The organism is Rhizobium lentis (assembly GCF_014200175.1).
In the GTDB taxonomy this organism is placed as follows: Bacteria; Pseudomonadota; Alphaproteobacteria; order Rhizobiales; family Rhizobiaceae; genus Rhizobium; species Rhizobium mulingense.
Genome location: NZ_JACHBD010000002.1, coordinates 20,218 through 38,740 on the forward strand (window position 1 = coordinate 20,218; position 18,523 = coordinate 38,740).

An 18,523-nucleotide genomic window follows, 5' to 3' on the forward strand; every position below is an offset into this window, starting at 1 on the left:
GATGGATTTCGGGTGGACTGGAAATCTCCGCCGGGCGATCATCCCGCTGTTGACGTCGGGAGAAAAAATGATGCGGAAGCCGGGTTCGATGAAAGGTCTGGAGGATCTTGGTCGCGTGCGGTTGTCGCGAAACTTCTTCTTCCGCGATTTCCTGCATTCCGAGATCGCCGATTTCTACCGCATCCCCAACATTCCCGTGGATCCCGATCTGGCAATCGAGGCCGGCAAAAGGCTGTGCGAGGAATTGCTGGAGCCGCTGGAGGCAACCTTCGGGCGTCTGCACATCCGCTCCGGCTATCGCTCGCCTGACGTCAACAGGTTCGGCAACGAGAACAAGCTGAACTGCTCGACCAATGCCGCCACATCAGCCCATCACATCTGGGATATCAGGGATTTCGACGGCTGCATGGGCGCCGCCGTCTGTATTGCCGTGCCGTGGATGATCGACCGCTATCGCGATGAAAGCGACTGGCAACGGCTCGCCTGGTGGATCCACGACCACCTGCCTTATGCTTCGCTCTGCTTCTTCCCCAAGCTCTGGGCCTTCAATATCCAGTGGCACGAACGGCCGAAGCGGGTGATCCAGAGCTATGTCAGCCCGCGCGGCATCCTCACCAAGCCGGGCATGGCGAACTGGGAGGGCGATCATGGCGCTTTCTACGAGGGATTTCCCGCGCTCAGAGGCTGATGCGATAGCGGATGTGGCCGTCGCTCTCGACATAGCTGTCATAGAGCGCCCGGGCGGTCTTGTTGTTTTCGCTCGTATGCCAATAAAGCCGCGACCAGCCCTTCGCCTTGCCGAGCGCGACGAGATCGTCCATCAGCGCCCGGCCGACGCCCCTGCCGCGCGCCTCGGGATCGACGAACAGGTCTTCGAGATAGCAGTCCCTGCCGCGAATCCACGTGCCCTCATGGGTGAGATAGAGCGCAAAGCCCATGATCCTGCCGTCGATCTCGGCGACGCGCATGGCGATCGCCGAGGCCGGATCGAAGACCCGGCGCCATGTCTGATCGGTGATATCCGCATCGACAGTCACCTGGTAAAAGGCGAGATAGGCCGCCCAGAGTTGGCGCCAGCGGGTTTCGTCTTCGGGGCGGGCATCGCGTATCGTCATGGTCATCGTCCTGTTCTCTCAGCGCTTGGCTTCGTCGAGCAACGCCATCGCATCATCGGAAAGCGAAAGTGTCGCCGCTTTCACCAGGCTTTCGAGCTGCGAAAGGTTGGTGGCGCTGGCGATCGGCGCCGTCACACCCTTCTTGCGCAAGAGCCAGGCAAGCGAGATTTCCGCGGGCTTGGCGCCGGTCTCGGCAGATACCTTGTCGAGCGCGGCGAGAATGCGCAGCCCGTTTTCGTCGAGATATTGCGAAACCCGGCCCTCGCGGGCTCGGCCCTGGGTATCGGCCTTGCTGCGGTATTTGCCGGTGAGGAAGCCGGCCGCGAGGCTGAAATAGGTGATGACGCCAATATCTTCCTTGACGCAAAGCTCGGCGAGCGGCCCCTCGAAGCTTGACCGCTCATAGAGGTTATATTCCGGCTGCAGCACGTCGTAACGCGGCAGACCGGCCTTTTCGGCAGCGTCGAAGGAAGCTTGCAGCAGCCCCGCATCATAATTCGAGCAGCCGATGGCGCGGACCTTGCCCTGCGCTTTCAGCTTGGCATAGGCGCCGAGCGTTTCCTCGTGCGGCGTATCGGCATCCGGCCAGTGCGAGAGATAGAGGTCGATGTAGTCGGTCTGCAACCGGCTGAGCGACGCTTCGACTGCCTTCAGAATATAGCTCGCCTTCAGCGTCTTTCCCCGCCCCATATCCGAACCGACCTTGGTGATGATGACGGCTTGGTCGCGCGAAATCCTCGCCTGCTTCAGCCAGCGCCCGATGATCTCCTCGGAGTCGCCGCCCTTGTTGCCCGGAACCCAGGAGGAATAGACATCCGCCGTATCGATTGCGTTCAGCCCCGCATCGAAAAAGGCATCGAGAACGGCGAAGGATGTTTTCTCGTCGGCCGTCCAGCCGAAGACATTGCCGCCGATGACGATCGGCGCGACCGAAAGACCTGTTTTTCCGAGCTGGCGCATTTCCATGACGCTCTCCAAAATCGTTAGGTGAGTGAAATCGCGGATACGGCAGAACGCCGCCTGAAGTAAAGTAGCGCGATCCCGGCATCCGGGAAACCAAACTTCCGTGATTTCATGTCGCACCATTGCGCCGCAGCGAAGCCCTGAATATGGTTCGCGGACATCAGTTCCGGGAGGTTTGGACATGCTGCGTTTCGGTATCATTTCGACGGCGAAGATCGGTCGCGACAATGTCGTTCCCGCTATCCAGGACGCGGAAAATTGTGTCGTCACGGCGATTGCGAGCCGGGATCTCGCGCGCGCAAGGGAGATGGCCGACCGCTTCTCCGTGCCGCATGCCTTCGGCTCCTATGAGGAAATGCTGGCCTCCGATGTCATCGACGCCGTCTATATCCCGCTGCCGACCTCGCAGCATATCGAATGGTCGATCAAAGCAGCCGATGCCGGCAAGCATGTGCTCTGCGAAAAGCCCTTGGCGCTGAAGGCCGGCGATATCGACGCGGTGATCGCTGCTCGCGACCGCAATAAGGTGGTGGTCACGGAAGCCTATATGATCACCTATTCGCCGGTCTGGCAGAAGGTGCGCTCGCTGGTCGATGAGGGCGCGATCGGCTCGCTCCGGCATGTGCAGGGCGCCTTCACCTATTTCAATCGCGATGCCGCCAACATGCGCAACATCCCCGAGCTCGGCGGTGGCGGCCTTCCCGATATCGGCGTCTATCCCGTCATGAGCACGCGTTTCTCCACCGGCAAGGAGCCGCTCCGGATCCAGGCGATTACCGAGCGCGATCCGGATTTCGGCACCGATATCTATTCGAGCGTCAAGGCCGACTTCGACGATTTCGAGCTGAGCTTCTATGTCTCGACGCAGATGGCCAACCGCCAGATCATGGTTTTCCACGGCACCGACGGTTACATCGAGGTCAAGTCGCCGTTCAACGCCAATCGCTGGGGGCCGGAAGAGATCGAACTTGCCGATCGCAGCCACAATGAATCACGCATCTTCCGCTTCCAGGACAATCGCCAGTACAGGCGCGAGGTCGAGGCTTTCGCTCGGGCGGTAAAGAACGGCAAGGAAGAGATTGTCACGCTCGAAAATTCGAAGCTGAACCAGAAGGTCATCGATGCGATCTATCGCGCCAGCGAGAAGGACGGCTGGGAGGCGGTCTGATGATCACGCGCGGAAAACGAAGCGCGAATAGCCGAAGAAGCTGAAGACCATCGCGGCGACGCTGGCAACCACCATCGCCGCAAGCGGCTGAAGCCCTGGCAGCGAAAGCAGCAGCGCGGAATAAAGCCCGTAATTGACGAGCGCCGCCGTGACGCCGACCGAGCCGTAGCGGAAGCCTTCGGCGGCGAGCGAGCGGCCGGAGCGATCGAAGGTGAAGTTCCGGTTGAAAGCCCAGGTCGCCGCCATTGCGAAGGCGACCGCGATAAGCCGGGCCAGGAAAGGCCCGAGCGGCGTCAAATCGAGCAGCGCCGACAGCACACCTGCATCGACGAGAAAGCCGATGCCGCCGGCAATCGCGAAACGGATAAGCTTCTTCACGCTGCATCAGCCTTGCCGCGGCCGGCGCGGAGCGCCGGCGCCGGCTGGCGATCCGGCAGCTTGGCGGCACTTGGCGTTTCCAGGCTCATATAGTGGATGCGCAGTTGCTCGGCGCGGGCGCGGGCGACGGAATCCAGGATGACGCCGGCGGTGAACAGCATGAAGGCGATCATCATCAGCGCGGTCGATAGAACCCAGGTCGGCATGCGGCTGACGAGACCCGTCTCGAAATATTCCACCAGCACCGGCGTCATGAAGCCGAGGCTCGCCAGCATGAAGAGACCGCTGATCGCGCTGAAGAAGGCGAAGGGCCGGGTTTCCTTCATCAGCATCGCAAACATCCAGAGAATCTTGGCGCCGTCGCGGAACGTTGAAAGCTTGGAGTGCGAGCCTTCCGGCCGGCGGCCATAATCCAGTTCAAGTTCGCTGACCGGCAGCTTCAGCCGCGAGGCATGCACCGACATCTCGGTTTCGATCTCGAAGCCGCCCGATACGGCCGGGAAGCTCTTGACGAAACGGCGCGAAAAGGCGCGGTAGCCGGAAAAGATATCGGTGAAATCAGGACCGAAGATCGTCCGGTAGAGCAGGTTGAAAAGCCGGTTGCCGAACGCGTGGCCCTGACGGCCGGCATCGGCATGCACGCCGCGCCGGGTTCCTACAACCATGTCGGCGCGCTCGGTCAGAAGCGTGCGCACCAACTCCTCGGCATCGCCTGGCGCATAAGTTCCGTCGCCGTCCGCGATGATGTAGATGTCGGCCTCGATGTCGGCGAACATTCGGCGAACGACGTGACCCTTGCCCTGCCGCCGCTCGCGCACGACTTGCGCGCCGGCCAGCATCGCCTGCAGCGCGGTTCCGTCGGTGGAATTATTGTCGTAGACGTGGATCGCGGCATCCGGCAGCGTTGCCCGGAAGCCCTGCACCACAGAGCCGATCGTTGCCGCTTCATTATAACAGGGAAGCAGGACGGCAATGTCCGGGTGATTGGTACGCGATCGGGCCATGACTCTACTCGTTACACTGAAAGCCGCCACCAGCCTAAATCATGCAGCGTTAATAAGACCCTATGACGCAGGCAAAATCGGCCGCGCCGGCAGCCGGCTTTACACTTTCTTGATCGGCGGTGGCTAAGGTTCGGCCATCCGGAAACGAACCGCTAACCACGATGAACGCCGTACAGCCGATCACCAACACATCATCCGCGACCGATATCCCAGGCGGCGGCATCCGCGGCCTTCTGATGCGTCTGTGGCCGACCGTCATCGCCTATAGCGTCATTCTTGCCGCGGTCATCGTCGTCACCAGACTCTATGGCGCTACCGACTACGTCGGCCCCGACAATGACGATGGCATGCGCCTCGTCGAGGTCCGCGATTTTCTCGCCGGCCAGGGCTGGTTCGATCTGATGCAATATCGTCTCGGCCTCAATGGCGGCACGCTGATGCACTGGTCGCGGTTGATCGACCTGCCGATCGCTTCGCTGATCTGGTTCTTCGGCCTGTTTGTGCCGCGTGAGACGGCCGAGGCGATCGCGCTCGGCATCTGGCCCATATCGCTCATCCTGCCCGCCATGCTCGCCATTGCCGTTGCCGGCCGGCGCATCGGCGGCGTTGCCGGGATGCATATCAGTCTCGGGTTGACCGCGGTCGCGATCTATACCGGAAACCGGTTCGCGCCGGGCGCCATCGACCATCACAATGCGCAACTGGCGCTGGTCGCGACAATGACGGCGATGCTGCTGGACCTCAACCGTCGCGGCTGGAGCTACGCGGTTGCCGGCATTGCGGCCGCCATCGCCATCGCCATCGGCGCCGAGACGACGCCCTTCGTTGCCGCCGTCTGCCTGACGGTCGCCGTTCTCTGGGCATGGGAGGGCAAGGATTTCGCCGTCGCCGCCCAGTCCTTCGGACTTGCGCTGGCGATGATGATCAGCATGCTCTTCTTCGCAACGGTGCCGCCGCGGCTCTATTCGATGGTCACCTGCGACAATCTCTCGCTCGGTTATTACAGCTTGGCGGCGATCGGCGGCGGGCTTCTGCTGTTTTGCGCGATGTTTGCGAGCGGCCTCACCAGGCCGCTGCGCTTTGCGGCGCTCGCCGTCGTCGGCGCCGGCGTCCTCGGTTCGGCTGTCGTGATCGCGCCGCAGTGCCTGAGCGATCCGCTGGCCGGGCTCGATCCCATGCTCGTCGAACTCTGGCTGCGGAATGTCTCCGAGGCGAAGTCGATCTTCGCTTTGGCGCGCGGCGAAGCTTTCGATATCGGCGCCTTCTATGCGGCCGGTCTTTTCGGCATCGCCGTCTGCATCTTCCGCATCGTTCAGCGCGACCGCGTGCAGATTCACCTTGTTCTGCTGTTCCTGCTTGCAATCAGCTGGGCGATCGCGCTCGTCCAGGTGCGTGGCTCGACCTTCTCGAACCTCATCTCCATCCTGCCGCTTGCCTTGCTGATCATCGATCTCAGGCGCATCTCCAACAGTGACAGCGAAAATATCGCCGTTGCCTTCGTTTATGTGGTGACGGTGCTTGCGGGGGTCCCCGCTGCCTGGGCGGTTGGCGGTGGGCTGATCTCGCTGCAGATGCAGAATGAGGCGCAGAAGAAGGCGTCGGAACCGGCAAAGGAAAAGACCTGTGCATCGCGAGAGGCACTGGCGCCGCTTGCCGGTCTGCCTGTTGGCGTCGTCTCCGCGCCATCGGAAATGGGCGTCGCAATTCTCCGATTTACGCAAAACCGAGTTCTTTCGGCCCCCTATCACCGCAATCAGGGCGGCATGCTGACGGAGTTGCATATCGGCATGGCTGAGCCGCAGGAGGCGGAAGCTTTTCTGAAGGGGGCGGGTGTCACGACGCTTGCCTTCTGCCCTGGTGATCCGCAGACGCGTCAGCTCGCCAAACTGAACCCGGACGGCCTCTATGCGCAGCTCGGCAAAGGAAATATTCCGTCCTATCTGGAGCCGATTTCGAAAGCGGCGGATGCGGCTGTCCAGTTCTTTCGTTATCGGCCGGCGACGAATTGACGCCGGCGATCATCGTGAGGGCAAATCGTTAGAGCCTTTCCTGGTTAGATTGAAGCATTCTGGGCAGGTTTTCGTCAGGGCAGAGGCGATTGGCGATGGGCATACCCCAAGGTACGTCCGAGCCGATCGCCTCTGATCCTGCGGAAACATGCCCGGCCCACCGGCCGCACCGCTTCGCCGTGGCGAAGCGATCAGTGCGTCCGGCGATTCTGAGTCTCGCAGATTTGCCAGGCAAATCTGCGGGAGGGTTGGCTGAAACGGGCCGGCTGCTCGACCGGCCGGCTTGGCCCGTATAGCTGGGCTACGACGCGCGCCGGCCGGTCGACCATCCGATTGCGTTTGAGCCAACAAAACGCTTCAATCTAACCAGGAAAGGCTCTAATGGGAAACACGCGGCGCGCGAAAGCGCGCATGGGCATAGAGGCCCAGCACGTAAAGGATCAGGCCGCCATTGTAGCCGAGAATGGCAAAGAGGAGCCCCAGCAGGGACACCGGCCCCGGCGAGGTTATCGCCGCCAGCGCGAAGGTGATTCCGATCAGCGCGGCGATCAATGCGATCGCTGCGGCCGAGCGCATTTGCGCGGCGCTGATGCCTAATGCTGCTGCTGTGAGAATAATCATTTCAGCACCTTCCCGAAGAGAACGAGGGGAAGCATAGGAAGCGTCACCTAACAAAGATTTACCGGTCATATCGGCCGAAAAGCCTTTGCATTGCGGTGGTTAGCAATCCCTTTCAACTGAAACGCATAGTCTAATTAAGCGTTCCCCCGCGAAACAGGTTTACTCGATTGTTGCGTTTGTTTTGGCGCGCCACGACCGCCTGTAGGATGGACGTGGATCAGCGCCCGTTCTACGGAGTCTCTTCACTATCGGCTCGACCGCCGGGAGAAACCGGCCTTGGCGCGATCGCGACCTTCCTGTTTGCCGCCGATCGACATAGAAAGAAGAGATGAGCAACCTCTTCGACAGCGATTCGCCGACCAACCTTGCCGAATATTCGGTTTCGGAGCTTTCCGGCTCGATCAAGCGGACCGTCGAAACGGCCTTCGATCAGGTTCGCGTGCGCGGCGAGATATCAGGCTATCGCGGGCCGCACTCCTCGGGTCACGCCTATTTCGCGCTGAAGGACGATCGCGCCCGCATCGACGCGGTCATCTGGAAGACCACCTTCTCGCGGCTGAAGTTCCGTCCCGAAGAGGGCATGGAGGTGATCGCCACCGGCAAGGTCACCACCTTTCCGGGCTCCTCGAAATATCAGATCGTCATCGAGACGCTGGAGCCGGCCGGCGCCGGCGCGCTGATGGCGCTGATCGAGGAGCGCAAACGCAAGCTCGGCGCCGAGGGCCTGTTCGATGCCGCCCGCAAGAAGCGGCTGCCCTACATGCCCAAGGTGATCGGCGTCGTCACCTCGCCGACCGGCGCCGTGATCCGCGATATTCTGCACCGGATCTCCGACCGATTTCCCGTGCATGTCCTCGTCTGGCCGGTGAAGGTTCAGGGCGAGGGGTCCGGCGAGGAGGTGGCCAACGCCATCCGCGGCTTCAATGGGCTGGAGCCGACAGGCGCCGTCCCGCGCCCTGATGTGCTGATCGTCGCGCGCGGCGGCGGCAGCCTGGAAGATCTATGGAGTTTCAACGACGAGATCGTCGTGCGTGCGGCGGCCGAGAGCCGGATCCCGCTGATCTCGGCCGTCGGTCACGAAACCGATTGGACGCTGATCGATTATGCCGCCGATGTCCGCGCCCCGACGCCGACCGGAGCGGCGGAAATGGCCGTGCCCGTCAAGGCGGAGCTCGAGGCGCAGCTTGCGGCCCTTGCTGCCCGCCTGCAAGGCTGCATGAGCCGGCAGATGGATCAGCGCCGCCAGTCCGTCCGTGGTTTGATGCGGGCCTTGCCCTCGCTCGACCAGCTTCTCGCCTTGCCGCGCCGTCGTTTCGACGAGGCGGCGGCCGGCCTTGGCCGTGGACTCGAACTCAACACCGTCAACAAGCGCCGCGGCTTCGAGCGTGTCGCGGCGCATCTGCGCCCCGATGTTCTGTCCAATCGTATCGCCGAGCGGCGGCAGAGGCTGAATGAAAGGATAGTGCGGGCCGAGCGGATGGTCGAGCGGCTGATCGACCGTTCGACATCGCGCGTCCAGCGCGCCGAGGCGATCCTTGCCTCGCTGCCGGCACGGTTGAAGACGCAATCCGACCGCTCCCGCGAGCGTCTCGGCAATCTTTCGCGCCATGCCGACACGGCAATTCGCCACCAGTTGACGCGTGCCCGGGCCGAGCTTTCCGCACAGGATCGGGTGCTGCAGTCGCTTTCCTATAAGAATGTGCTGAAGCGCGGCTACGCCGTCATCCGCGACGAGGAGGACAGGCCGGTCTCGCAGGCGGCAGGTCTTTCGGCCGGCGCTGCGGTCTCGATCGAATTCGCCGACGGCCGCATCGGTGCTGTCACCACCGAAGGCGGCATGCCGCCGGTCGCGCTGAAGAAACGGCCTGCCAAGCAGGAAGCCGGCGACCCGCCGAAACAAGGTAGCCTTTTCTAGTACAGTTCCGTGACGGCCGACGGTGTGAGCCCGAATACGGTACTTGTGGTCATGGGTCCTCGGGTCAAGCCCGAGGACGACGGAGGGTGGAGGAGCCTGTGTGGCAAGGAGCGCGAGCGCGCAGGTGGTTTTGTTGAATTGCCGTTTTTTAGTTACGCGCTTCCCAAGCAAATCCGCATTTTGCTGGAATTACCCCAGGCGTCTCGCCTCTTGCCCATCGTGCTTCCCCACCCTCCGTCATACTCGGGCTTGCCCCGAGTATCCATGCCCAACCACTCCGCTGCCTTGTAGAAACGCTCGAACTACTCGAAATCCGACAGAAACTTCTTGAGCAGCCGGTCGAACGCGGCCTTGTCCTCGGCGGTCAGATTGCGCGTCAGCCGCTGCTGGTTGGCGACATGGGCGCCGACTGCCTCTTCGACGGTCGCGAACCCCTTATCCGTCAGCGCGATCAACACGCTGCGCCTGTCGTCCGGATTGACGATGCGCTCGACGAAGCCCGCCTTCTCCAACTGATCGATGCGGTTCGTCATCGTGCCGGAGCTGACCATCGTCATCTCCAGAAGCTCGCCGGGTGAGAGCCGATGAGGCGCGCCGGAACGGCGAAGGGTGGCCAGCACGTCGAAGGACGAGGTGGAAAGCCCGTGCTTCAGCAGCACCGCCTCCACTTCGCGGCCGAGATGCGTGCCGAGGCGCTTCAGGCGTCCGAGAATGCCCATCGGCTCGACGTCGAGGTCCGGGCGCTCGCGCCGCCATTGCGCCAGGATTCTGTCGACGTGATCTTGCTTGTCTTCATCCATTCCACATCGATAACAGTAGATATCTTGACGTCAAGATAAAATCCGCTATCCTGGATTTATCTTGACATAGAGATTCTTGAGATGAAGACAAATCCCCGATATTTGACCGATGTGCTGATGACCGCGCTCGCACCCGCCATCTGGGGCAGCACCTATATCGTCACCACCTCCTTCCTTCCGGCAGGGTATCCGCTGACAGTCGCGACGTTGAGAGCCCTGCCGGCCGGGCTGCTGCTTCTGCTCCTGGTAAGGACGCTGCCTTTCGGCATCTGGTGGGGAAGGGCCTTCATTCTCGGCGCGCTGAACTTCTCGTTCTTCTGGGCGATGCTCTTCGTCTCGGCCTACAGGCTCCCGGGCGGCGTTGCCGCAACGGTGGGCGCGGTGCAGCCGCTGATCGTCATCGCCCTGTCGCGGCTTTTCCTCGGCAAGCCGGTTCGGCCGCTGGCCGTGCTGGCCGGTCTTGCCGGCATGGCCGGCGTCGGATTACTGGTATTGACGCCGAAGGCGGCGCTTGATCCCATCGGGATCGCTGCCGGTCTTGCCGGCGCCGTCTCGATGGCCTTCGGCACGGTGCTGACGCGCCGCTGGGCGCCGCCGGTGTCGAACCTCACCTTTACCGCCTGGCAATTGACGGCAGGTGGCATCCTGCTGGTGCCCATCGCGCTTTTCCTCGAGCCGGCGCTGCCGGCACTGAGCGCCGCAAACATTGCCGGTATCGCCTATCTCGGCCTGATCGGCGCAGCCTTCACCTATCTGCTCTGGTTCCGCGGCCTGTCGCGCATCGAACCCTCGGCGGCCGCCTCACTCGGCTTTCTCAGCCCTGTCGTCGCGACCCTGCTCGGCTGGCTTGCGCTCGGCCAGAGCCTGGCGCCGGCCCAGGTCGCCGGCTTCGCCATGGTGCTCGCCGGCGTCTGGCTCAGTCAGCGCGCGACGATGCCGGTCAGGCCCATTCACCCTGTCGCATCACCGCAACCCGCGAACCGTCCGGCCTGAGGCCGTCGATATCGACCTTGTCCGAGCCGATCATCCAGTCGATATGGATCAGGCTGGAATTGCCGCCCTGCGCCTTGATCTGCTCCTGGCTCAGCGTCGCGCCGTTCAGGAAGCATTTGGAATAGCACTGGCCGAGCGCGATATGGCAGGAGGCGTTTTCGTCGAACAGGGTATTGTAGAACAGGATGCCGCTCGCCGAGATCGGCGAGGAATGCGGCACCAGCGCCACTTCACCGAGCCGGCGCGCGCCCTCGTCGGTATCGAGCACCTTGTTCAACACCTCTTCGCCGCGCGACGCCTTCGCCTCCACGATCCGCCCGCCCTCGAAGCGCACCTGGATATTGTCGATCAGCGTGCCCTGGTGCGACAGCGGCTTGGTGCTGGAAACATGGCCTTCGACGCGCAGCGCATGCGGCGTGGTGAACACCTCCTCGGTCGGAATGTTCGGATTGCAGGTAATGCCGTTCTTGGCGGTGGAGGCGCCGCCATGCCATTCATGCCCGTCGGCAAGGCCGACCGTCAGATCGGTGCCCGGCCCCTTGAAATGCAGCGAGGCGAAGCGCTCGCCATTCAGCCAGGCGGAGCGCTTGGCGAGATTGGCATTGTGTTCCGCCCAGGCGGCGATGGGATCGTCCACATCGACGCGCGAGGCGGCAAAGATCGCCCTGGCGAGCTTGGCGATCGCGATCGGTTCAGGATCGTCGGGAAAGACCACCTTGGCCCAGGACGGATTGGGATAGGATACGATGTTCCAGTTGATGTCGAAATTCGAAATCTTCTCCAGCGCCGGCTTGTAGGCCGTGGAAGTGGCGCGATTGGCGCGGCCGACCTTGCCTGCATCCTGCTCGGACAGCAGCAACGGGTTGTCGCCGGCAACCGCAAGGCGGGCCGCTCCATCGGCATAGGCCTTGGCCATGCCCTCATAGAGCCAGTCGGAGGCGCGGTCGAAGCTCTCGTCGCTGCCATACTGATAGCGCGAAAGCGTCGTTTCCTCGTCGGAATAGAAGGCGCTCACCAATCCGGCGCCGGCCTGATAGGCCTGTTTGGTGATCAGCCGCACGAGCGGCAGCGCCACGACCGGCGCGGTGACGACCAGGTCCTGACCTCTCTGCAGCTGAAGGCCGACCTTGACGGCGACTTCCGCAAGCTTCTCCAGCTTGACGGGATCAACGGCGTTCTGGCTTTGGGGCATGAAAGTCATGGTTCGACCTGCTTTCTGTCATCGATGGGAAAGCTGGAAGACTTAGACCCGTTTGCGGCGAAAATGAAGTGTGCCGCTGCCGAATTAGGCGGCCGGTCTTGTCCGGCCGCTTGCAAGGCCTTTACGCTGCGGCAGACTGCCTGAGCAGGATCGAGGAGTGTTTGTCGAGGAATTCCATCAGCCGCTGCGGGTAATCAGTGCCGACAGCCGCCCGGACACTCGCACGCGCGGAAAGAGCCTTGCGCCAGCGCTTCACCCGCTCCAACCCATCGAATATGCCGCTGTCGCCGAGCGTGTCGAAGAGGTCGAAATAGCGAAAGACCGGGGCAAAGACGGCGTCGACGAGGCTGAAGCTGCTGCCCGCGAAATAAGGCCCGTCGGTCAGCGCGCTCTCGATCGTTGCGAATTTGGCGATGAGGGCTTTGCGCTTGGCTTCGAGCTGAAGCGCGTCCTGCGCCGTTTCGTAACCCCAGAGATCGGAAAGCACGGATGAGCCGAATTCCATCCAGCCGCGGTGGCGGGCGCGAGTGAGCGGATCGTCCGGATGCAGGGCGGCGCCCGCCTGCGTTTCCTCCAGGTATTCGCAGATGACGCTGCTTTCGAAGAGCACCGCCTCGCTGCCGTCCTCCTCCTCGATCCGCAGCAGCGGCACCTTGCCGAGTGGCGAAATTTTCAGGAACCAATCCGGTTTGTTAGCGAGATCGATGTTGATGCGCTCGAATGGCACGCCCTTTTCAAGAAGCGTAATCGCGGCGCGCTGCACATAGGGGCAGAGATGATGGCTGATGAGAGTAAGGCTGCTCATGGTGATCTCCTGGTTATTCCATGCAAATGCATCTAATATCACTTGCGGCGGAATTCAAGATAGATGTAATTGCATTTATGAAGGATATCCCGAAACCGAGCGAAGCCACCACCCGTGCCTGGACGAGCATCATGCGCGCCCGCGAGCGCTTGCTTGCCGCCATCGAAGCCGAGCTGAAAGCGGCCGGCATGCCGCCGCTTTCCTGGTATGACGTGCTGTGGGAACTGGCGCGCGCCGATGATGGCAGGCTGCGCCCCTATGAGATCGAAGAGCGGACTTTGCTTGCGCAGTATAATCTTTCCCGCCTTATCGACCGTCTGGAAGGAGAGGGGCTCGTCCGGCGCGAAGTCTTCACGGACGATGGACGCGGTCGCTGGGTTGTCATCACCGAAGCCGGCCGGCAGCTCCGCGAACGCATGTGGGCGGTCTATGCCAAATCGATCGAGAGCCATATCGGCTGCAGGCTCACCGAAAGCGAAGCAAAGAGCATCTCGGCCTTGCTCGCGCGTTTCCTGTGATCAGGCGATCAATGGCGCGCTGACGGCCTTCAACACCGCCAGCGCGTCCTTCGGGTCGAGCCGCACCTGCAGCCCGCGCTGTCCGCCATTGATATAGACGAGCGGTTCAACAAAGGCGGTCTCCTCGATCGCCGTCGGCACGATCTTCTTCTGGCCGAAGGGGCTGGTGCCGCCGACATGATAGCCTGTCAGCCGCTCGGCATCGGTAGGCTTCATCATGTTGGCCGACTTGCCGCCAAAGGCGCTGGCGAGCTTCTTCATGCTGACTTCGCGGTCCGACGGCACCACGACGCAGACCGGCTTGCCGTCCAGCTCCGCCATCAGCGTCTTCAACACCCGATGCGGTGCTTCGCCCAAAGCCTCGGCCGCTTGCAGCCCGACGCGCTCGGCGCCGGGATCGTAATCATAGGTATGGACGGTGAAGGCGATGCCGGACTTGGAAAGAACCTGTGTCGCGCGTGTGGTCTTGGACATAAGACGCCTGTCAGCCGCCAAATGTGCTGGTGTAAATTTCCGGCTTGAAACCGATTACCAGCTTGTCCTTCGCCTCCAGCACCGGCCGCTTGATCATCGACGGCTGGTCGAGCATCAGCGCGATGGCTTTCTCTCGACTGAGGTTCTCGCGCTCGGCATCGGGCAGTTTCCGGAATGTCGTGCCGGCGCGGTTGAGCACGGCGTCGAGGCCGGCCTGGTCGACCCAGCCCTCGAGATGGGCTCGGTCGATGCCGAGCGCCTTGTAATCGTGAAATTCATAGGCGACGTCGTGATCTTCCAGCCAGCTGCGGGCCTTCTTCATCGTGTCGCAATTCTTGATGCCATAGATGGTAACAGCCATGCCTGATCGATCTCCGTGTGCTGGCAGCGGAATAGCATGCGCGAAGGCCGGCGCAAACGCCATGCGAGGCTTATCCCCGGCAGCGCCGCCTCAGCTCTCCAGCGTGCCGGCCTCGCGCGACGTCTTGCTGGGCCCGGCGCAGACGATCTTCATCAGGTCGCCGCGCCGCCGCACCAGCCGGTCCGACGTCCGGGTCAGGATCAGCCCGTCCTGCGGCGCCTGCAAATCGATGCTGCCATCAACCTGCCCCGGCCGGGTGATGATCGTCGCCAGACACTGGCCCTCCACAACCCTGTCGCCGATCGTGCGATGGAAGAGCACGGCGCCCCCTTCGGGAGCCCGGATGATCTCGACATTGTCGAGCGGCGCGGCCGGGCCGGCAAACGCCGCCGGCGCCACCGGTTCGTCGCTGACGATCCCGCGTGCCGTGAGGAAACGCCAGAGCCCGTCCGCATCCCGCTTCGCCAGCGCCGGATCGACGTCGCGCTTGCCGCGCAGCTCGACCGTGACCGAAAGCTTGCCCGGCAGCATGGACCGTCGTTCGCCGGGGATTTCATATTTCCATGCAAAGCCGACAGCCTCCTCGAAGGCGGAGCTTTCGCCATCCGACAGCAGCACGGCCTCCATGTCGAGCGCGGCGGCGAGATCGGACGCCTCCGGCCAGAAAGCCTCGTCGATATAGGCATATTGCAGCGATTCGTCGTCGCAATGCAGGTCGAGGACGAGATCGGCGCCGAGCGCCATATGCAGAAGCTGCCGCTTCAACCTATCGGTAGCCGGATAATCGTCGAGCTCTTCGATCAGCGTCGCCCGATCGGCAATGGAGATCAGCGGGAAATCCCGGTTGAAATTGGTGCGCGAGCCTAGGTCGAAACGGCCCTGCAAATCACCAAAATGCGACTGCGCCGCACCAATCGGATTGGCCTGCGGCACGAGGGTGATGCCGCCCAGGATTCGATCCTGGTCTTCCGCCCGCCGCAGCCGCTCGCAGAGGAAATGCAGGAGCGCCGTTCCCGGCACTTCGCCGGCATGCAGTGCCGCCTGGATATAGATCTTCGGCGCCTTCGGATCGCGACCCTTGAAGCGCAGCACTGGCAGCCGCCATTCCGTTCCTGGGGTATCGCCCGGGATGATGATCTCTGAAACGTCCATGCTGTCGTGCTCCGCGTTTGCCGACCCAACGGTTCGTCCAGCTTTATGCGCGGATATCCGGCAAGCGCAAGCCTCACCGGGCACGGTACCCTCAGCCGAGAAGCGTCCAGCGATCGACGGTGTGGTATTCGGTTTTTCCGAGAACGCTGTGGATCAGCAGGAATTGGCCTGTCAGGTCATCCTGACCGCCTCGCGCTCCAAAAACGGGGCGAAAAATAGGTCGGCAAGGTAGAATATCAGGGCGCAAGAATCGGGTTGAAACAGCGGCCGTCCCGTACGATTTTGGTGGTAATCGAAAACGCGGAGGCTGTGTCATGGCCCAGACGGTACCCCACTATCTCATCTTCGAAACCGCGTGTGGTTTCTGCGGCATTGCCTGGAGCGACGCCGGCATCGTCCGTTTCCAGCTGCCGACGAAAACCGCTGAGGCGACCGAGCGGCTCTTGCTGCGCCGTCTGCCCGATGCATTGCCCGGCGCGCCGACGCCTGAAGTGCTCGAGACCGTGGCGGCAGTGAAGCGCTACTTCCAGGGTGAGGAGACGGATTTTTCTGGCGTCGAACTCGATCTTGCCGGCCAGGATGCTTTTTTCAGGGAGATTTATGCGGCGGCAAGGCGCATCGGCTGGGGCCGGACGACCACCTATGGCGCGCTCGCGAAAGAGCTCGGCGCCGGGCCGGAAGCTGCCCGTGACGTCGGCCAGGCGATGGCGAAGAACCCCGTCGCGCTGATCATTCCCTGCCACCGGGTGCTGGCGGCCGGCGGCAAGATCGGCGGCTTCTCCGCTCCCGGTGGTTCGACGTCGAAGACCCGCATGCTGGAGCTCGAAGGCGTCAACCTCGCCCCGCCCCCGCCCGCCCAGCAGTCGCTGGGGTTCTAGGCGGCGGGCAATGTCAATTGGATATCGGCTGCTCAATGCGGGCTGGCCGTCGGCCGGATGATGATCTCGCTGACATCGACATCATCAGGCTGGCTGACAGCATAAAGGATCGAATTGGCGATAGAATCGGGGCTGATCGTGATCGCCCTGAAGGCTTTCATGGCGTCGCGCGCGGTCGGGTCGGTGATCGTGTCGGCCAGTTCCGACGTCGTCGTGCCGGGAGAGATGACGGTCACGCGGATGCGATCGGTCTCTTGCCGCAGCCCGTCCGAGATTGCACGGACTGCGAATTTCGTCGCGCAATAGACGGCGGCCGTTGGCGAGACGCTGTGGCCGCCGATCGAAGACAGGTTGATGATCTGCCCGGATCCCTGTGCCTTCATGATCGGCAGGGCTGCGGCGATGCCGTAGAGCACGCCCTTGATGTTGACGTCGACCTTCAGGGCCTCGAGCGGCGAGAGCGGCATCACGCCGGCATTGTTGACGATGACATCAAGCCGGCCGAACTCGGATCTGGCAAAGGCTGCGAAAGCCTCGACCTCGGAGCGGTCGGTGACGTCAAGCTTTCGCAGCCGTACCATTCCGCCTCTGGCTCCGATGTCGCCGGCGAGCCTCTCCAGGCGCTCAATGCGGCGGGCGCCAATCACGATGTGGGCGCCGGCTGCAGCCAACACCTTTGCAGCAGCCTCGCCGATGCCGCTGCTGGCGCCGGTGATGGCGATGACTTTTCCTTCGATGTTCGACAATTCAAGCTCCATTTGTCTGTTGAGTGTTTTCTCGGGCGCGGCTCAGTCGGGAAAATCGGCGCTGAGCGTCGTTTCCGCCCAGGCGTCGAAATTAACCCGCAGCGCATCGAGCCGTTCGCAGGCGATCTTTAGGGCGGGCGCGCCGAGCAGCAGGCGCAATGGCGGCTCCTCCGCCTCGAACGCCGATATGATGGCAGCGGCGGCACGCGCCGGATCGCCCGGCTGTTTGCCGGAGACCGAACGGGTGGCCTGGCGCCGCTTGCCTGACGTTTCGGCATAATCGTCGATAACAGTCCTGGATTCGATCATCGACCGGCCCGCCCAATCCGTGCGGAAGGCACCGGGTTCGAGGATCGTCACCCTGATGCCGAGCGGCTTGACCTCATGGGAAAGCGATTCCGACAGGGCTTCGACGGCGAATTTGGTGGCGTGGTAGTAGCCGGTCGCGGCGAAGGCGACGAGCCCGCCGAGCGACGAGACGTTGAAGATATGCCCCCGCCGGCGCGCGCGCATGCCCGGCAGGACATGCTTGGTGACGGCGATCAGGCCGAAGACATTGGTCTCGAACTGGGCGCGTATCTCTGCGTCCTCGCCCTCTTCGATCGCCGAGAGGTAACCGTAGCCGGCATTGTTGACGGCGACGTCGATCGCACCGAAATGCGCTTCGGCGTCGTGAACCGCGCGGGCGACGGAGCCGCTGTCCGTCACATCGAGGGCGAGAGCAAGGGCGCGGTCGCCGTGTTCAGTTGCGAGATCCCGGAGGGTCTCGGGTCTGCGCGCCGCTATCGCAGCCCGCCAGCCACGGGCGAGAACCGCCTCGGCGAGCGCCCGGCCGAGGCCGGACGATGCGCCTGTTATGAACCAGATGGGTGTGGTGGAAGACATGATCCTCATCCTTTCCGGCCGGATAGAGCCTTATTGAGCGAGCTTGTCATTTGCGGCGAAGCACCATGCCGCCGTGATGGAGGGTGTTACCGTCAACGAAATCACCATCGGCCGTGAAGCCGGTGTCGTCCAAGTATTCGATGTGGCTCCCGACCACTTCGTAACGGCCTCGATAGGCGCTCTCCCGGTTTCCTCGGGCCTCGTCGTAGCGACCGTTGGGCAGAAGCTGGTGGCGGACCCGGCCGTCGTCGGTCACCCACGTGCCGAGATAGGGATGTTGCTGCATGGTGTTCTCGCTTTCTTGTTGACGCGTGGATTGGCGGCCGCCGACGCCATCCGCGGCTGTCGGGCTGACCGCCGTGCCCGCCAAGGTGGCGGCGGCGCAAAAATGCAGGACAGCTCTCATGGCAATGTTTTGCATCCTTATTCCTTTCGAGGTCAGGACCGCTGTTTTCGTGGGCCTCGACAGAAAAGATAGGCCCAAGAACTGAAGTGATTAAGTTGCCAATCCGCGATGGCTTGGTTAGATTTCCTAAC

General features: G+C 62.6%; 21 protein-coding genes. 7 read left to right on the plus strand and 14 right to left on the minus strand.

Translation table 11 applies throughout. The features are described 5' to 3' along the window. The first annotated feature begins 70 nt into the window (after nt 1-70). Nucleotides 71-688, plus strand: coding sequence for a hypothetical protein (locus tag GGI60_RS05755; RefSeq protein WP_183914660.1), 618 nt, complete (start codon nt 71-73; stop codon nt 686-688). Here the strand turns inward: GGI60_RS05755 and GGI60_RS05760 are convergent. After that, a complete protein-coding gene (locus GGI60_RS05760) occupies nt 678-1,121 on the minus strand; it encodes a GNAT family N-acetyltransferase (protein ID WP_183913971.1) in 444 nt (147 codons plus the stop codon). The two genes, GGI60_RS05755 and GGI60_RS05760, sit on opposite strands and share 11 nt — an antisense overlap. Before the next feature lie 12 nt (nt 1,122-1,133). Then, nucleotides 1,134-2,081 (minus strand): aldo/keto reductase, encoded by a 948-nt coding sequence (locus tag GGI60_RS05765; RefSeq protein WP_183913973.1) that lies wholly within the window; start codon nt 2,079-2,081, stop codon nt 1,134-1,136. Between the two features lie 178 nt (nt 2,082-2,259). Between GGI60_RS05765 and GGI60_RS05770 the strand changes: the two genes are divergently transcribed. Further along, nucleotides 2,260-3,246, plus strand: a complete 987-nt coding sequence (locus tag GGI60_RS05770; protein WP_183913975.1) for a Gfo/Idh/MocA family protein — start codon at nt 2,260-2,262, stop codon at nt 3,244-3,246. Between the two features lie 3 nt (nt 3,247-3,249). Here the strand turns inward: GGI60_RS05770 and GGI60_RS05775 are convergent, their stop codons facing one another. Further along, a complete protein-coding gene (locus GGI60_RS05775) occupies nt 3,250-3,624 on the minus strand; it encodes a GtrA family protein (RefSeq protein ID WP_183913977.1) in 375 nt (124 codons plus the stop codon). After that, complete coding sequence (locus GGI60_RS05780) at nt 3,621-4,628, minus strand: glycosyltransferase (RefSeq protein ID WP_183913978.1); 1,008 nt, start codon at nt 4,626-4,628, stop codon at nt 3,621-3,623. The genes GGI60_RS05775 and GGI60_RS05780 overlap by 4 nt, the downstream gene beginning before the upstream one ends. A gap of 161 nt (nt 4,629-4,789) precedes the next feature. Between GGI60_RS05780 and GGI60_RS05785 the strand changes: the two genes are divergently transcribed. Further along, nucleotides 4,790-6,637: a hypothetical protein gene (locus GGI60_RS05785; protein WP_183913980.1), complete on the plus strand. Its 1,848-nt coding sequence runs from the start codon at nt 4,790-4,792 to the stop codon at nt 6,635-6,637. Between the two features lie 378 nt (nt 6,638-7,015). Here the strand turns inward: GGI60_RS05785 and GGI60_RS05790 are convergent, their stop codons facing one another. Next, nucleotides 7,016-7,258, minus strand: a complete 243-nt coding sequence (locus tag GGI60_RS05790) for a hypothetical protein (protein WP_183914662.1) — start codon at nt 7,256-7,258, stop codon at nt 7,016-7,018. Between the two features lie 328 nt (nt 7,259-7,586). Between GGI60_RS05790 and xseA the strand changes: the two genes are divergently transcribed. Beyond that, the gene (gene xseA, locus GGI60_RS05795; RefSeq protein WP_183913982.1) at nt 7,587-9,173 is read left to right on the plus strand and encodes an exodeoxyribonuclease VII large subunit; all 1,587 of its coding nucleotides are present in this window, start codon (nt 7,587-7,589) and stop codon (nt 9,171-9,173) included. A gap of 302 nt (nt 9,174-9,475) precedes the next feature. Here the strand turns inward: xseA and GGI60_RS05800 are convergent, their stop codons facing one another. After that, nucleotides 9,476-9,973 (minus strand): MarR family winged helix-turn-helix transcriptional regulator, encoded by a 498-nt coding sequence (locus GGI60_RS05800; RefSeq protein WP_097606771.1) that lies wholly within the window; start codon nt 9,971-9,973, stop codon nt 9,476-9,478. An 81-nt stretch (nt 9,974-10,054) separates the two neighbouring features. On the opposite strand from GGI60_RS05800, the gene GGI60_RS05805 reads away from it, so the two are divergent. Continuing rightward, nucleotides 10,055-10,966 (plus strand): EamA family transporter, encoded by a 912-nt coding sequence (locus GGI60_RS05805; protein ID WP_183913983.1) that lies wholly within the window; start codon nt 10,055-10,057, stop codon nt 10,964-10,966. Here the strand turns inward: GGI60_RS05805 and GGI60_RS05810 are convergent. Both GGI60_RS05810 and GGI60_RS05815 read right to left on the minus strand, forming a co-directional pair. Further along, the gene (locus GGI60_RS05810; protein WP_183913985.1) at nt 10,914-12,167 is read right to left on the minus strand and encodes an aminopeptidase; all 1,254 of its coding nucleotides are present in this window, start codon (nt 12,165-12,167) and stop codon (nt 10,914-10,916) included. The genes GGI60_RS05805 and GGI60_RS05810 overlap by 53 nt on opposite strands. A 121-nt stretch (nt 12,168-12,288) precedes the next feature. Further along, nucleotides 12,289-12,972, minus strand: a complete 684-nt coding sequence (locus tag GGI60_RS05815) for a glutathione S-transferase family protein (protein WP_183913987.1) — start codon at nt 12,970-12,972, stop codon at nt 12,289-12,291. 77 nt (nt 12,973-13,049) lie between these two features. On the opposite strand from GGI60_RS05815, the gene GGI60_RS05820 reads away from it, so the two are divergent. Further along, complete coding sequence (locus GGI60_RS05820) at nt 13,050-13,490, plus strand: MarR family winged helix-turn-helix transcriptional regulator (protein WP_246720325.1); 441 nt, start codon at nt 13,050-13,052, stop codon at nt 13,488-13,490. Here the strand turns inward: GGI60_RS05820 and ybaK are convergent, their stop codons facing one another. The 3 genes from ybaK to GGI60_RS05835 form a co-directional block, all read right to left on the minus strand. Further along, nucleotides 13,491-13,964, minus strand: a complete 474-nt coding sequence (ybaK, locus tag GGI60_RS05825; RefSeq protein ID WP_183913989.1) for a Cys-tRNA(Pro) deacylase — start codon at nt 13,962-13,964, stop codon at nt 13,491-13,493. Nucleotides 13,965-13,974: 10 nt separating this feature from the next. Further along, complete coding sequence (locus tag GGI60_RS05830; protein ID WP_183913991.1) at nt 13,975-14,325, minus strand: ArsC family reductase; 351 nt, start codon at nt 14,323-14,325, stop codon at nt 13,975-13,977. Nucleotides 14,326-14,415: 90 nt separating this feature from the next. Continuing rightward, complete coding sequence (locus GGI60_RS05835; RefSeq protein WP_183913993.1) at nt 14,416-15,477, minus strand: succinylglutamate desuccinylase/aspartoacylase family protein; 1,062 nt, start codon at nt 15,475-15,477, stop codon at nt 14,416-14,418. Between the two features lie 314 nt (nt 15,478-15,791). On the opposite strand from GGI60_RS05835, the gene GGI60_RS05840 reads away from it, so the two are divergent. Beyond that, complete coding sequence (locus tag GGI60_RS05840) at nt 15,792-16,355, plus strand: methylated-DNA--[protein]-cysteine S-methyltransferase (RefSeq protein ID WP_183913995.1); 564 nt, start codon at nt 15,792-15,794, stop codon at nt 16,353-16,355. Nucleotides 16,356-16,387: 32 nt separating this feature from the next. On the opposite strand, the gene GGI60_RS05845 is transcribed toward GGI60_RS05840, so the two are convergent. Genes GGI60_RS05845 through GGI60_RS05855 form a run of 3 tightly spaced genes read right to left on the minus strand, consistent with a single transcriptional unit; the run spans nt 16,388 to nt 18,407 of the window. Then, complete coding sequence (locus tag GGI60_RS05845; protein WP_183913997.1) at nt 16,388-17,101, minus strand: SDR family oxidoreductase; 714 nt, start codon at nt 17,099-17,101, stop codon at nt 16,388-16,390. A gap of 42 nt (nt 17,102-17,143) precedes the next feature. Next, nucleotides 17,144-17,995 (minus strand): oxidoreductase, encoded by an 852-nt coding sequence (locus tag GGI60_RS05850; RefSeq protein ID WP_183913999.1) that lies wholly within the window; start codon nt 17,993-17,995, stop codon nt 17,144-17,146. A 37-nt stretch (nt 17,996-18,032) separates the two neighbouring features. Continuing rightward, nucleotides 18,033-18,407: an Atu4866 domain-containing protein gene (locus GGI60_RS05855; protein WP_183914001.1), complete on the minus strand. Its 375-nt coding sequence runs from the start codon at nt 18,405-18,407 to the stop codon at nt 18,033-18,035. Between the last annotated feature and the right edge of the window lie 116 nt (nt 18,408-18,523).